The sequence below is a fragment of the Listeria costaricensis genome, from assembly GCF_900183385.1.
Taxonomy (GTDB): Bacteria; Bacillota; Bacilli; order Lactobacillales; family Listeriaceae; genus Listeria; species Listeria costaricensis.
In genome coordinates, this window is sequence record NZ_FXUT01000007.1 from 166,304 (window position 1) to 179,661 (window position 13,358).

General features: G+C 43.4%; 16 protein-coding genes. 2 read left to right on the plus strand and 14 right to left on the minus strand.

Annotated elements, in window-relative coordinates:
* Positions 1-9: 9 nt before the first annotated feature.
* The 3 genes from rsmH to CS921_RS06965 all read right to left on the minus strand — a co-directional run bounded on the left by rsmH (position 10) and on the right by CS921_RS06965 (position 2,839).
* Positions 10-939, minus strand: coding sequence for a 16S rRNA (cytosine(1402)-N(4))-methyltransferase RsmH (gene rsmH / locus CS921_RS06950; RefSeq protein ID WP_099222357.1), 930 nt, complete (start codon positions 937-939; stop codon positions 10-12).
* A 12-nt stretch (positions 940-951) separates the two neighbouring features.
* On the minus strand, positions 952-1,383 hold the full coding sequence (mraZ, locus tag CS921_RS06955; RefSeq protein ID WP_099222359.1) for a division/cell wall cluster transcriptional repressor MraZ: 432 nt from the start codon (positions 1,381-1,383) through the stop codon (positions 952-954).
* Positions 1,384-1,573: 190 nt separating this feature from the next.
* A complete protein-coding gene (locus CS921_RS06965; protein ID WP_099222363.1) occupies positions 1,574-2,839 on the minus strand; it encodes an MDR family MFS transporter in 1,266 nt (421 codons plus the stop codon).
* Positions 2,840-2,970: 131 nt separating this feature from the next.
* Between CS921_RS06965 and CS921_RS06970 the strand changes: the two genes are divergently transcribed.
* Positions 2,971-4,740, plus strand: coding sequence for an ABC transporter substrate-binding protein (locus CS921_RS06970; RefSeq protein ID WP_099222365.1), 1,770 nt, complete (start codon positions 2,971-2,973; stop codon positions 4,738-4,740).
* Here CS921_RS06970 and CS921_RS06975 read toward each other — a convergent pair.
* From CS921_RS06975 to CS921_RS06995, 5 genes are all read right to left on the minus strand, one after another.
* On the minus strand, positions 4,693-5,082 hold the full coding sequence (locus CS921_RS06975; protein ID WP_099222367.1) for a DUF3397 domain-containing protein: 390 nt from the start codon (positions 5,080-5,082) through the stop codon (positions 4,693-4,695). The two genes, CS921_RS06970 and CS921_RS06975, sit on opposite strands and share 48 nt — an antisense overlap.
* Positions 5,075-5,959: a 2-dehydropantoate 2-reductase gene (locus tag CS921_RS06980; RefSeq protein WP_099222369.1), complete on the minus strand. Its 885-nt coding sequence runs from the start codon at positions 5,957-5,959 to the stop codon at positions 5,075-5,077. The genes CS921_RS06975 and CS921_RS06980 overlap by 8 nt, the downstream gene beginning before the upstream one ends.
* 30 nt (positions 5,960-5,989) lie before the next feature.
* Positions 5,990-6,304 (minus strand): DUF5713 family protein, encoded by a 315-nt coding sequence (locus tag CS921_RS06985; protein ID WP_099222371.1) that lies wholly within the window; start codon positions 6,302-6,304, stop codon positions 5,990-5,992.
* Positions 6,305-6,477: 173 nt separating this feature from the next.
* Positions 6,478-6,651, minus strand: a complete 174-nt coding sequence (gene rpmF / locus CS921_RS06990; RefSeq protein WP_099222373.1) for a 50S ribosomal protein L32 — start codon at positions 6,649-6,651, stop codon at positions 6,478-6,480.
* 75 nt (positions 6,652-6,726) lie between these two features.
* Positions 6,727-7,266, minus strand: coding sequence for a YceD family protein (locus tag CS921_RS06995; RefSeq protein WP_099222375.1), 540 nt, complete (start codon positions 7,264-7,266; stop codon positions 6,727-6,729).
* Between the two features lie 142 nt (positions 7,267-7,408).
* Here CS921_RS06995 and CS921_RS07000 point away from each other — a divergent pair, with 142 nt between their 5' ends.
* The gene (locus CS921_RS07000) at positions 7,409-8,572 is read left to right on the plus strand and encodes a nucleotidyltransferase (protein WP_099222376.1); all 1,164 of its coding nucleotides are present in this window, start codon (positions 7,409-7,411) and stop codon (positions 8,570-8,572) included.
* Between the two features lie 455 nt (positions 8,573-9,027).
* Here the strand turns inward: CS921_RS07000 and CS921_RS07005 are convergent, their stop codons facing one another.
* The 6 genes from CS921_RS07005 to CS921_RS07030 form a co-directional block, all read right to left on the minus strand.
* Entirely contained in the window at positions 9,028-10,074 is a 1,047-nt protein-coding gene (locus tag CS921_RS07005) for a SepM family pheromone-processing serine protease (protein WP_099222378.1), read from the minus strand.
* Between the two features lie 20 nt (positions 10,075-10,094).
* Positions 10,095-10,580, minus strand: coding sequence for a pantetheine-phosphate adenylyltransferase (gene coaD / locus CS921_RS07010; RefSeq protein WP_099222380.1), 486 nt, complete (start codon positions 10,578-10,580; stop codon positions 10,095-10,097).
* Positions 10,577-11,140, minus strand: coding sequence for a 16S rRNA (guanine(966)-N(2))-methyltransferase RsmD (gene rsmD, locus CS921_RS07015; RefSeq protein ID WP_099222382.1), 564 nt, complete (start codon positions 11,138-11,140; stop codon positions 10,577-10,579). The genes coaD and rsmD overlap by 4 nt, the downstream gene beginning before the upstream one ends.
* A 121-nt stretch (positions 11,141-11,261) precedes the next feature.
* On the minus strand, positions 11,262-11,543 hold the full coding sequence (locus CS921_RS07020; protein ID WP_099222384.1) for a YlbG family protein: 282 nt from the start codon (positions 11,541-11,543) through the stop codon (positions 11,262-11,264).
* A 33-nt stretch (positions 11,544-11,576) separates the two neighbouring features.
* Complete coding sequence (locus tag CS921_RS07025; protein WP_099222386.1) at positions 11,577-12,026, minus strand: YlbF/YmcA family competence regulator; 450 nt, start codon at positions 12,024-12,026, stop codon at positions 11,577-11,579.
* 48 nt (positions 12,027-12,074) lie between these two features.
* Positions 12,075-13,130, minus strand: a complete 1,056-nt coding sequence (locus tag CS921_RS07030; protein WP_099222388.1) for a CAP domain-containing protein — start codon at positions 13,128-13,130, stop codon at positions 12,075-12,077.
* Positions 13,131-13,358: the final 228 nt, after the last annotated feature.

Sequence of the window (13,358 nt, forward strand, 5' to 3'; positions counted from 1 at the left end):
GGCTATTATCTACAATTTTTCGATTACCCGCAACTTGGCGGAACGTGCGCGATTATTCTGAGCAAGTTCTGCTTCACTCGGAAGTATCGGTTTTCGTGTCACTAGTTTGAATTCCGGCTGATACTCATCTGGAATCATTGGCAAGCCGGGTGGTAAATCCCGTGTGCTTGTCACTTCTTTAAACATTTGCTTGGTAATGCGGTCTTCTAATGAATGGAAAGTAATGACGCTGATTCGGCCACCACTTTTTAGCAGGGAAAGTGCATCTTTTAAAGACGCTTCTACTGCCCCTAGTTCATCATTGACGGCAATTCTTACAGCTTGGAAAATCCGTTTTGCCGGGTGCCCGCCTTTTCTTCTGGCCGGTGCCGGTATAGCTGTTTTAATAATGTCCACAAGTTCGCCAGTCGTTTCAATAGGTCTGACCGCTCGACGTCTTTCAATTTCACGAGCGATTTGTTTGGAAAACTTTTCTTCGCCGTAACGAAAAAAAATCTTGACTAAATCATTGTAGTCCCATTCATTGATGACCTCTCTTGCCGATAGTGGCTGACTTTGATCCATCCGCATGTCGAGCGGCGCATCATGATGATAACTGAAACCACGTTCTGTCACATCGAGCTGCGGTGAAGAAACACCTAAATCATATAAAATGCCATTTACTTGTGTAACCCCTTGTTTTTCGAGTTCAGTTTTCAGCTCCCGAAAGTTCGCTTTGATAAATGTGACTTTTTCGCGTACATCCTGCAGAACATTTTCAGCATTTTGAATGGCCGTGATGTCCTGATCAAATGCGAAAACATGCCCCTTATCAAGCTTCTCTATTAAATATCTCGTATGTCCTGCGCCGCCGAGCGTGCAGTCAACGTAGATGCCGTTTGGGTCGATCTCAAGCATGTCTACTGTTTCATGCAAAAGAACGGTCTCATGGTTAAACATCCCTACTCCTCCTTAAATATCGAACCCAATCATATTTTCAGCAATATCCGAGAAAGATTCCTCTGATTCTGTAAAGAAATCGTCCCAAGAATTCTCGCTCCAAATTTCAATACGATTGGACACTCCGATAATCACGGTTTCTTTTTCAAGTCCTGCATAACCCATCAAGTTCGACGGGATATTGATTCGGCCCTGTTTATCCAGCTCGCATTCAGATGCGCCGGAAAAGAAGAAACGCGTAAAAGAACGAGCGTCTTTTTTCGTCAGTGGTAAAGTTTGGATTTTTTCTTCCAGTTTGCTCCACTCCTCGCCCGGATAAGCAAATAAACACTTATCAAGACCGCGGGTGATGACAAACTTATCCCCTAATGCTTCACGGAACTTGGCTGGCACGATCAGACGGCCCTTTATATCGATGTTGTGACGATATTCACCCATGAACATTAGACTTCCCCCACTTTCTTATTTTCTACTTTACCACATCTCCCCACTTCGCACCACCTAAAACTTAAAAATCCTATAAAAAAATCGTCCTTCTGCTGTAAGAAAGACGACAAATCACTGATATAATGCGATTTTAAAAAGGTGGGAGGCGGTGGAGAGTGGGTGGGGATATTATCCACAATTCCCCACTTTAGCTTTTTTTCAGGCTGCCAATTTTTTTCTGCGCCTGTTTAAGCGCTGCAGCAGCAAGCAAACAAGCGCCAATTCCACACCCTAAAATGAAGATCCCCACGCCCGTACTGCCAATTAAAGGAGCGAAAACAAGTGTAACTGATGCAAGAATCCGGCCGATTTGATAGATCATCCCGTTAAATGCCATGTAGGTTCCGCGTTTCATTTCATCAGCCAAGTCTGCCATAATCGTTTGCCGAGTTGGTACATATAACAATTCTCCCGCAGATAAAATCAGTGTGGCGAGCAATAACACAGTCAAATTCAGGGACATCGCTGAAAAGGAAAATCCGATTGCAAACAGGACAAATCCTGTATACATGATGGCCGTTTGGTTTTTATTTTTCAGCCATTTTGCAACGGGCACCGTGAAAAGGACAATACAAATCGTATTCACTGTTGTCAGTAAACTCAACATTTTGATTCCATCCAGTTCAAAGGTCAACCAGTGCCCTATGGGAATTAAATGGGCAGAAAATTTTTCAGCCAGTTGAACGGAAATAAAATTATTTCGCTGATATTCAATCGTCATCACACAAATGCCCGAAAGTGTAAACAGCAAAAAAGGTCTGTCTTTGATGACTTGCATGTAACTGTTCTTGAGTTCCCCCAGCCCCCAAAAGCGAGGTTTCAAAGTAGCCGCTTCGCTACTAGGTATGAAAGTCTCTGTTATCCACAAGATTGTCAGCCCCGTTGTCACGAGAGACAATATAAATAGGCCAAGCAAAAGTTCAAATAGATGTTGACTGAATAACCAGCCGCCAATCATGATGCCAACTGTTAACGAAAGATTATTAGCCCAGTAGCTAACCGAATACATAAAAGTTCTAGATTCAGGCGTACTGACATCTATCAGCATCGCATCCGAAGCTGGTGTGATCAGGCCTTGCGCAATGGCAATAACCAGCATCAAAAGAAAAGTCAGTCCTGGAGAAGTTAAAAGCGGCGAATTGACGAGCATCATGCCCAAATAAGCGATGGCCTTTGTCCCTTCGCCCCAGATCATCAGCTGACGGCGCCCAATTCTGTCTGTCAGATAACCACCGTAGACGCCCGCCAAAAACTGGATAATTACATGCATCATTAGTAAAACGCCTGCCGCTTTTGCACCATAATACGTTGTGAAATAGATGGCCATAAATGGGAAAATCATCGTGGCAATCAATTTGCTCAGGAAATTAATGATAATCCGTGCTTGAACATTTGGATGAAGCATTTTAAACATCGTATCACCCCTTCTTCAAACTGAAAATTTCTCTCTATGTGATCTTTCTGTTAGTATAAGGTGGAATAAAAAGCGTTAAAAGGGACGACTTTGTCATTTTTTGTCCCCTTTTCATTCATGGAGGTAATGTGATGGATCAGGATTATTTTCAATTGCGCTTTTGGCTGAAAACAGAAATAACGAGTCCACTTTCGCTTCAAGCACTTGCGAAACTCTGGTACTCCTCACCAAAGAATGCCAAACGTAAACTGCTGAAGTATCAAACATCCGGCCTACTCGTTTACCAACCGGGTTCTGGTCGTGGCCATTTATCAAAACTTGCATTTGCCAAAAGTTTTCAGGATGATTTAGCCGATTCTCTATCACCAAAACAAGATGATGAACAGCTTTCTTTTTTGCTATCTCTTCTAAAACTTCCTGAATCAGCTAACTATCAAAATTTGATCATGCCAGCCATCAATCAACTTTTAGGTGCCAGTTTTCATGCACAAAAAGGAGAAATCATGCGCGCAATTGTGCAACGCCGGATTGGCACACTACACCCTTCCAAGGTTGCCACATCATTTGAATCTTTTCTCATCGATCAACTAGGTGACTCTCTTTTTACATTTCATCCAAAAACTGGTGAGATTCGCCCCTGGTTGGCGCACCATTTTGACACAAGCGATCATAAATCCTGGATCATTCATTTACGAAAAGGGGTATTCTTTCATCATGAACGGGAAATGGATAGCGAAGATGTGATGTACTCACTAAAAATGGCTGCCAGCCCCACAAGTGTATGTGCCTGGAAACTTGCAGAAGTCGATACGATGCAGATACTCGATCGTTATACAATTGAAATTAGATTAAAACGCCCCAATGTCCTTTTTTTGCGTTACTTATGCAGCAGCAATATGAGCATCCTGCCCCGCGATCTTCCTTTTGATGAAAATCAGTGGGTTTCAACTGGGCCTTTTAAACTGACAGAACGAAACGATGAGCGAATTATTCTAACGGCTTTTAATCATTATTTTTCCACTCGTCCATTGCTTGATCAGGTGGAGTTCTGGTTTGTTCCGCAGGATCCGGTGGCTTTTGGGGCGCAGTTCAGCCATACTCGAGATAACCCCGAAGAGCAACTAGTGGAGCAAGACAGCCACTCTAAAACCGTCCATTTTCTTGCCTTTAATTTCCATTCACCGCTCCCCTTTATCCAGCATCAGGCATTCCGTGAAGCGATTTATCACTTAGCTTTTATTGAAAAATGGCAAGCGGAAGGAATTCTACACGACAAATCCGCGGCGCATGGGTATCTGATACAAAAAGAAGCGCCTATTTTCCCTCCGCATGATCTTGCAAAAATTCATCAGTTACTGCTAAAAAGCGGTTATGACGGACGTCCAATTCGATTGGGCTACTATAATAAGCCATGGGGTAAACAGCTTGTGGATAAGTTCCGGGCAGAAGCTGCCAAAGTAAATATCCCGATTATTCCCGTCCCGCTTCTCATGGCCGATTATTATCGAACAGATTTTCAAGCAGAGGCAGATTTGTTCATTCTATCTGAAGAAAGCGCGGCGGATTTGGAAGTAAGTTTTCTAGATTTTCTGCTTAATCCCGCTCTTGCACCTCAGAAATTTTGGCCTAGCGAATATAAACAAACTTTACTGGCACTGACAGCTGATTATCAAGCCGAGCCGGACAAAAAAGCACGTCAAAAAAGCCATGACACAATCGAATCATGGCTGTTGCAGCATTTTTTATTGATTTATTTATTTTTTGATACCAAAAGTTTTCTAGTGGATGCCAATTTGAAGGGAATGAATGGCAGTATTTACGGTTATTTTGACTTGCGTAACGCCTGGTTTGACCTATCCCACCAAAAACAGAAGGCTTTGAATCACACCAATGATAAATAAGACGAGGTACAGCAAGGCAAAAACCATAAAACAGATCCGCCAGAAGCCGCGCAGAACTTTGTCAAAATGAAGCTCCCCTTCTCGCGTTGCTTGCACGCTGACAAGAACGATTCCTACGATAAAAAGACCTAATAAAATATAGAGCAGATAGGACTTTTCAAACACAAGCAGCATAAACACATGGTCCGCTAATATAAAGAAGAAGGTCGAAATATCAGCTGCCAATTTGATACTCTTCTGTTTTTTATGTGTTCTTTTTTTGATGAGCCATTGTGCCGCTATAAACACAATGATCGGCAAAATAATCAGCCATGCAGCTGGATCTTTTAACCAATTAAGCATGCGTTTCGCCTTCTTTCCCTTTGATTAAATGATATAAAAATGTCAGTCTTGGGAGTGGTACGCCTTGTGCCTCCCCAGCTTCCAGTGCCGGCAGCAGAATACTGGCAATTTCCGTTCTCCGTCCATGACGAACATCCTCAGCCATCGAGGACCAATTCCCCGCCGTCTGCTCACAAATCAGCTGGATTTTTTCAAATGAAGCCTCCTTTTGAAAAAGCGGTGCGACCTCGTCTACAAGTGCTCGCGTTTCCGCCCGGTAGGCTGACTTTGTAAGCAGGTCGCCATTTGGGCACATGAAAGCAGCTGTTAGCGGATTGATGATCAGGTTGATGAACCACTTATCACGCAAAACCTGCTCGACTGTTGCCTTCTGGATAAACGGAAAATCTGAACCTGCCTGCTGAAACAAGTGCAGCAGCTCATCGCTCAGCTCCCCCCGCCAAATACTGAAATTAGTGCGGCCTTTTCCTCGCCATGATACCGTGTAGTCATTTTCCCGAACGGCTCCGTGTTCAGAACTGCCGACTAGGATGATTTTTTGCGGGCAATTGGCCAATTGTTTTAAATGAGCGACCCCATTTTGCAAGAATAACAGGGGTAATTTTTCAGGAAGGAGCGCTAAGTTTGGCCAAAACTCATCCAGTTGATAGGATTTCATCGTTAAAATAAGCACGTCTAGCCCAGCCGCCAGCTGTGAGAGCTCGTCCACTTCCCGTGCCGCCAGCTGATGATGCTGTCCATCTAAAAAAACCCCTTTTTCGGCCAGAGCTTCCGCCTGTTCTTTTCGTTTGGTGAAAAATATTACCTCAGCATTTTCAGTCAGTTTCGCGCCATAGAGAAGCCCAATCGCCCCAGCGCCAACAATTCCCACTTTCATCCTGCTCGTCCTTTCCACGCTTTTAACGGCTTACCATTCTCGCTCGCGAATAGCGTCTTCTACGTCTAAATCAATTTGATAGGCATCTAAAAGTGCACCCACCGTTTCACCAATATCATCTCTGGCGACCGTTTCGATTTCACTGTCGTTTTCATTAAACTCGCTTTCCAAATCATTGATGGCAAGTGTCGCTTTGTCAAAGGCTGCTTGAATGACCGCTAGATCCTTTTCACCACTTGCAAGTACTGCTTCCACTTCTTTTAAAAGCACCTTAATTTTATCAACCAAAAATTTGGGATAGTAGTCATCTTGATACATTTCACGCAGATATTTTTCTTCTTCCATTTTGAATCACCTGTTTCCTAATTTTAGACAGGCAAATGCATGAAGCTTTTCATTGCTGTCACGTTCTATTTTACTAAATCTTCCGTCAAAGCAAAAGAAAAAACCTAAAGAGATCCATGGCATCTCCTTAGGTTTATGAAAACAAGCGAAACGTTCGCCTGCTTTTAGCAAGATTAGCTGTTTGCTACATCTTTACCATCGTAGTGGCCACATTCAGGACACACACGGTGGGATAATTTCATTTCGCCGCAGTTGGAGCATTCATTCATGCCCGGCACTTGCAATTTGTAGTGCGTACGACGTTTACGTTTTCTAGTTTTAGAAGTTCTTCTAAAAGGTACTGCCATTTCGATACACCTCCTTAGAGACGTTTGCCTCATTTTAAAGGACAAGTCCTTCATATATTCCAGCTTAGCAAGTCGTCATTCAGATTCCTGATTTTTATCAAAGAAATCTGCCAGACCTGCAAGACGAGGATCCACTTTCGGTTGTTTTTCTGCTTGCTCTTTTAAAAGCTGCTCTTCTGTTTTGAGCGCCCATTCTTCACCTTTAGGAAGTGCCGTATCATCCAGCGCTTCTTCGCTAAAGACCTGCATGGGAATCTCAACAAGGAGTAGTTCCTCTACAACAGGCGTCAAATCTACGGTGTCCTTCTCCATCAAATGAAAAGATTCATCCGCCAAAGCCTCTTCCGTTTTCACAAAAGTTTCTTCCGCTGTGATTTCATAAGGAACATGCACATCCACAAGAGTACGTGCACACGGCAAAATCCATTCACCTGTCAGTTTGATATGTGCCGCTACTTGATTCGCCGCTACATCCAGACTGCCTGTGACATGTACAGGACTCGCATCTCGCACATCCTGATGATTTGCTTGTAAAAATTCTGTCAGGTTGACCGTCTCATCCAATTGGAAGATTCCGTCGCGTGATTTTTTCAACTGACTTAAAGCCCATTTCATTTTCATCACTCCAAGCGCAACAAAAAATATTATAGCTTTTTACAAAGGTTTTGTCAATGTTTTTCGAGCTTTTGTATCGCTATAATTCTTCTTTTATTTTATGGTAAAATAATGAAAAAGTACATTCAAAGGAGGGCGAAAAATGAAAGCCGTAGGAATCGTGGTCGAATATAATCCATTTCATAATGGGCACCTCTATCATTTAGAGCGAGCGCGGCAGGATACGGGGGCAGATGTCGTGGTGGCCATCATGAGCGGCTCGTTCGTGCAGCGCGGCGAACCGGCTGTGCTTTCAAAATGGACGCGCACCAAGATGGCTCTCTCGGCTGGGGTTGACCTAGTGATCGAGTTGCCCGTTCGTTTTGCGGTGCAGCAGGCGGATATTTTTGCGCGCGAGGCCGTTCGACTGTTGGGTGATTTGCAGGTTGATACGCTTTATTTTGGCAGCGAGGACGGGCAGGCAGCACATTTTGAAGAGCTGGCCGAGCTGGCTGTTTCAGAAGCATTTACGCTCAAATTAAAGGAACTTCTGGCAGATAAAAAAAATAGCTACGGGACGGCCTATACAGAAGCTTTGCGGCACGCTGGGCAAAAGCAACCGCTAGATTTGACTTTGCCTAATAACATTCTCGGCTTTCATTATGCGCTGGCGGTTCGTGAGCTGGGACTGTCGATGAAGCTTCAGACACTGCGCCGCCAGACGGACTACCATGAAGAGCTGCCGACTGATGCCCAACTGACCAGTGCCACAGCCATCCGGAAAATGATTTTGAAAGACGACTTTGCCGAGCTTGCCCCTTATGTGCCAACAGCCGTTTTTCAGGATTTGACCACCTATGATGCCCGTTTTTTGGCATTTGACGACATGTGGGCGCCGCTTCGTTACCGGCTTTTGACCGATTCGCCGAATGAGCTGGCCAAGATTAACAGCATCACAGAGGGCATTGAGAATCGCATGGTAAAAACGGCGTTAGAGACGGACTCGGCGGACGAATTTTTGCAGTTGATGACGACCAAGCGTTACAGTACATCTAGAATTAAGCGGGCAGCGGTTCAACTCGTGCTTCATCATTTGAAAGATGAACAGCAGACACCGTATCATCACATTCTTGGCATGACGCGCGCTGGGCAGAATTACCTTTCGTCTGTCAAAAAAGGGCTGAGTTTCCCGCTTGTGTCAACGATTTCCAAGGCTCCTACTGAACTTGTTGCTGCTGATATTCGGGCGACACGGATTTATGCCCTGCTTGAAGGTGGAAAGCTCGACATGAATGAAGATTTTAGACGACCGCTTCTATTATTTTAATAAAAAGGTCCTGATCAAATACGGTCAGGACCTTAAAAATTATTTTTATTTTTTTCGCATACTGACGGGCGTAAAAAAAGTTGACTATCATCACAATCACAATTAATCCCATCTCAATCAGCAGTAATGGTGATTTATACGATGGTGAATAGCGATGAAAATAGTTGACTCCTGTAATCAACAACAGCACCAAATATAAAATTGGAACGCCTATTCTGCAAATTTTATGGGAATAAAACTTTTTCCACATTTTTATCACCCGCTTTTTATGTTCATTATAAAAATAAAAACGGTTTAATGGAAATGTTTAACGGATAGATTTCCTTATTTTTGTCACCTGTCAATGGATTTATATCTTATTAAAAACTGAGTCATGTGAATCGTTTATAAAAAAACTGAAAATCAGACGCAGTCATTTAAGAGCTGACTCCAGCCACTGATTTTCAGTTCATTTTTTATTTTTTCTCCAACCGCTCCAAATAATCGACGGCGTCTTGGAATGTTTTGACGGGAACGATTTTCATGTTCGAGTCAATGTCCTTCGCGGTCTTTTTAGCCAGATCATAATTGGATTCGATTGTTGGGTCTTCTTTTTTCATGTCTTTTGTGATCGTGTCGTCCGGCGCAAAGAAAATATCAGCACCGGCATTATCGGCCGCGACCACCTTCTGATCGATTCCGCCGATTCGACCAACATTTCCGTCCGGGTCGATCGTGCCAGTTCCCGCAATTTGGTAACCTTTTGTAATGTCTTCATCTTGGAAACGGCTGTAGATTTCCAGACTGAACATCAGGCCGGCAGACGGTCCGCCGATTTTGTCCGAATCAATGTCGACTTTGGGATCCGTCGTGACTTTCTGATCGTCTACAAGCGTTATCCCAATTCCAACCGTGCCTTTGTTATCAATGGTTGTCAATTCAATTTCAGCGGATTCATGCTTTTTATTGTGCACATAGTCGACCTTGATTTTGTCGCCCGCTTTTTTACTTTTAACATATTTGATAAATTCTTCGCTAGATTTAAATTCATTGCCATCTACGGCTTTGATCAAATCGCCGGCATGCAGATATTTCGCGGCTGGCACATCATCCATCACACTCAGCACATAAACGCCGTTGTATTCGACTTCCACTTGCTGCCCGGCCGCTTTATAGGCCACCTGAATGGCGTTATTCTTGGACTCGTTCATCATGTACATCTGGCGGACATTGTATTCCTCATCCGACTCATCCTCATATTTCACTTCATCGTCTTTTTCAATCTCATGATAAGGCAAAAATTTTGCTGCTACATATGAATAAATATTGGCTGGTGACTGGGCAACCGTCACAAGGCTAAAGGAACCCTTGACAGTTTCTGGATGTCCCTTTACGGATACAAGCGGCTCCAATTCATCAGCTGAACCAGGTTTCGTGATGTAATAAGGCATTGGGATAAAGAATCCCACGATAAGTACGAGTAAAATGGCGATCAATGTAATCTGTTTCCACTGTTTGCGCATCTGATTCAACTCCTGCTTTCCTACTTTTTAAATTTTGTTTGTAAGGCCTGCTCGACAACTGCCGGCACAAGTCCGCTCACATCTTCGTGATACTGGGCTACTTCTTTGACAATACTGGAGCTTAAAAATGAATATTGCGTATTGGTCATCATAAAAAAGGTCTCGACTTCTGGATCAATCGTCCGGTTCATGGCGGCAATCTGCATTTCATATTCAAAATCGCTGACTGCTCTTAGGCCCCGCACGATCGTTTTGGCTCCCTTCGCCTTGGCATAGTGGACGAGTAGACCGCTGGAACTTTCAACGACCACGTTTGGCAAATGAGCGGTAGCCGCTTTAATCAGTGCCATCCGCTCCTCTAAAGAAAAAAGCGGCTTCTTGCTGGAATTGATCAGCACGGCCACATAGAGCGTATCAAAAATTGCAGCCGCCCTCTCAATGATGTCTAAATGACCATTGGTGATCGGATCAAAAGTGCCCGGGCAAATTGCTGATACCTGCTTCATTCTGCTTCCTCCTCCAGTTCATAAATCGACAAGATGGTGATGCCATAAGCAGGTTCTTTGATTTTCTTGAGCCTGCCGACTGCATCTGGAAGTTCAACTGTTTTGTCATGCTCACAGACAACTAGACAGCCCGAACGAAGCAGCGCCAGTTCAGAAAGTCGCGTCATCAGTTTTTCCAGTTCTTGTTTTTTATACGGGGGATCAAGCAGCACTAAGTCAAACTGATGCTCATTTTTTGCTAAAAGTGTGAGCGCCCTGAAAGCATCATTTCGATAGACTTCCGCCTGATCCGAAAGGCGCGTTGCCCGTAAGTTCTCATGGATTGTCTTTATGGCCGGTGTAGCCTGATCAATAAAAACAGCGCGCGCCATGCCACGGCTCAGTGCCTCAATACCAAGTCCTCCACTGCCTGCAAATAAATCGAGCACGTTCCCGCCATCGAAAAACGGACCGATAATCGAAAACAGCGACTCTTTGATTTTATCTGTTGTCGGGCGCGTGTTATTTCCCGGGACAGCTTTTAGCGGATGTCCCTTTCTCTGTCCTGCAATTACTCTCATCTTTCATTCCTACATTTCCTGATTAGTTTGATGATTACTTTTCCATTTTACCTAAATTGAGAAGAAAATCAAAGTCGCGACCTTATAAAAAAAGAGCAGATCCATAAGATCCGCTCTTTCCTTAAATACTAATCTGTACATCATCGCGCTTCCGTTCATAGCCCGATTCAATTTTGGATTCATATTCCGTTTTTAAAAATGGACGGAATGATGGTTCCACACGCTTTACATAGTGAAAGCGAGCAATCTTTGCTGAAATTTCTTCCACATCGCACATATTGCAGTAAAGCACCGCATATTTCAGCTTACGCGAAACATAATGCACATTGCCGAAGCGTTTCAACGAACGAACTTGCTTTAAATGATTCAGCCAAATGACGATGGCTTGACGATCATTTTCCATTGTAACCTGCCCCTTTTCCTTACCTTAACCGAATCAGGCCGAACAGCCGCAGCTTCCCCCGCTACCACAACCACCTGATGAGCAGCTTGATTTTTGCTCAAAAAATGGATTTCCGGTTGGTACTTTTATATTTTCTGAAACCGCACCGGCAAACAGCAAACTGATCTCATCGAGCAATGTCTGAAGCGCCATTTCGGCCTGCCTGAAAGCAGCAACATGTTCGTCCATATCAAGTTCGCGTTTTAAAGCACGGGTTTTTCGTGTAACTTCTTTATAATCAGGATGATAACGTCCAAAGCGCTGCACTTCATCATACCGTTCTTTGATGGTGATAAAAGCACGCCGCCTTTGCTCGGTTTCCGGACTGGTTTCCATCGCTTTTTTCTTTGCTGCATAATCGAGCATGATCTCCGAGTCCAAAATCTTCGCAGCTAAATCATCCGCCATGTCAAGAAGCGCAAGGTTTTCCATTGTGGCAATCATCCCTTATTCCCTCCATGACTTTTTATATCCTTCATTATACCATAATTCTTATTTTGTAAGAAAGTTTTGCGTGTAGTACTTCTGATAGGTTCCCTCACCCATATAGGTAAAACTTTTATCGAGCAGATTCTTGCGATGACCTTCCGAATTGAGCCAGCCCTCTACCGCCGCACCGGCATCCATATAATTATAGGCAATATTTTCGCCCGCCTTGGTATATTTGATTTCCGCCTTCTGCAATCTGTCAGAAAGCGCCCCTTCTGTCGGCGAATTGTGATCAAAATAATTATTTTCTGCCATATCGAGACTGTGAGAATAGGCAACTTTGGCAACCGCCGGATCACTTGCTACTTCATTTGCACCATATCGTTCGCGAATGACATTGGTGATCTCAAGCACTTCCTGGTCTGCCCCTTGATCGATCTTTTGCCACATGTCATCTGTGACTTCTTCCTGATAAATTTCCCCTTGATAGTTCAGTTCATAGGGATGCATTTTAACAAAAGACAGCTTATTCATATAGCGCACACTGACAAGCTTTGAAGTAAATTTATCAAAATTGAGCTGTGCATAAACGCCACTGCCCAAATCCGCCACCGGTCGCACGTTTAGATCGTCTTCTGAGAGCTCAAAGCGATAAAAATTATCTTCATAATGGAACGAGACTTCCGATTGCAAATTCGCATTTGTAAAAACCTCTTCCGACGACATGCCGATCTTATAAGGACTGACATCAAGGTCCTGACCAAGTGCATAAATAGTTTGCACCTGATTATTCTGAACGCCTACCAGCATGTAACTGGAATTAGGCTGATTATACACATAATATTCATAACCGTATGGTGTGGCATCTTTACGAACCGGCTCACCAAATTTTTGAACGACTTTACTAACATCTTGATTGATCAGCGCACTCAAACTATTTTGATCACTAATTGAGGCAGTAGACTCATTGGCCTTTTGCTCCTCATCCGAGAGATTTTTCTGCTTCACTTTTTCCGATGCTTCATTCGTATCGCTTGGACTGTTAAAAAAGAGATCCGTGTTATAGCCGATAAAAAGGCAAATCACAAGCAACACGAGAACTCTTAAAATGAATTTCATTTTCGCCCTCCTTGCATGTTTCCTTTATTGTAACGATTTTAATCATTAAAAGCTATCTTTTCATCAAAATGTTAAATAATCGCAAAGCATATTTCAATAAATCTTACATTTTCCAAAAATAATATTAGAAATCAAGCGAAATGAAAACGTTTCACTTACTTACCGCCATTTACAGATTAAAAAGAAGATTCTAGACATTGAATTCTTCGCTTAACTAGCCCTTTTTAG

Excerpts from the sequence above, each read along its gene's own strand:
- CS921_RS06970 (WP_099222365.1), top strand. The coding sequence starts at position 2,971 with ATGGATCAGGATTATTTTCAATTGCGCTTTTGGCTGAAAACAGAAATA.
- CS921_RS06995 (WP_099222375.1), bottom strand. The coding sequence starts at position 7,266 with ATGAAATGGGCTTTAAGTCAGTTGAAAAAATCACGCGACGGAATCTTC.
- CS921_RS06965 (WP_099222363.1), bottom strand. The coding sequence starts at position 2,839 with ATGTTTAAAATGCTTCATCCAAATGTTCAAGCACGGATTATCATTAAT.
- CS921_RS07025 (WP_099222386.1), bottom strand. The coding sequence starts at position 12,026 with ATGATTGCCACAATGGAAAACCTTGCGCTTCTTGACATGGCGGATGAT.
- CS921_RS07020 (WP_099222384.1), bottom strand. The coding sequence starts at position 11,543 with ATGGAAAATGATCGTCAAGCCATCGTCATTTGGCTGAATCATTTAAAG.
- rpmF (WP_099222373.1), bottom strand. The coding sequence starts at position 6,651 with ATGGCAGTACCTTTTAGAAGAACTTCTAAAACTAGAAAACGTAAACGT.
- mraZ (WP_099222359.1), bottom strand. The coding sequence starts at position 1,383 with ATGTTCATGGGTGAATATCGTCACAACATCGATATAAAGGGCCGTCTG.
- CS921_RS07030 (WP_099222388.1), bottom strand. The coding sequence starts at position 13,130 with ATGAAATTCATTTTAAGAGTTCTCGTGTTGCTTGTGATTTGCCTTTTT.
- CS921_RS07005 (WP_099222378.1), bottom strand. The coding sequence starts at position 10,074 with ATGCGCAAACAGTGGAAACAGATTACATTGATCGCCATTTTACTCGTA.
- CS921_RS06975 (WP_099222367.1), bottom strand. The coding sequence starts at position 5,082 with ATGCTTAATTGGTTAAAAGATCCAGCTGCATGGCTGATTATTTTGCCG.
- CS921_RS06980 (WP_099222369.1), bottom strand. The coding sequence starts at position 5,959 with ATGAAAGTGGGAATTGTTGGCGCTGGGGCGATTGGGCTTCTCTATGGC.
- rsmD (WP_099222382.1), bottom strand. The coding sequence starts at position 11,140 with ATGAGAGTAATTGCAGGACAGAGAAAGGGACATCCGCTAAAAGCTGTC.
- coaD (WP_099222380.1), bottom strand. The coding sequence starts at position 10,580 with ATGAAGCAGGTATCAGCAATTTGCCCGGGCACTTTTGATCCGATCACC.
- rsmH (WP_099222357.1), bottom strand. The coding sequence starts at position 939 with ATGTTTAACCATGAGACCGTTCTTTTGCATGAAACAGTAGACATGCTT.
- CS921_RS06985 (WP_099222371.1), bottom strand. The coding sequence starts at position 6,304 with ATGGAAGAAGAAAAATATCTGCGTGAAATGTATCAAGATGACTACTAT.
- CS921_RS07000 (WP_099222376.1), top strand. The coding sequence starts at position 7,409 with ATGAAAGCCGTAGGAATCGTGGTCGAATATAATCCATTTCATAATGGG.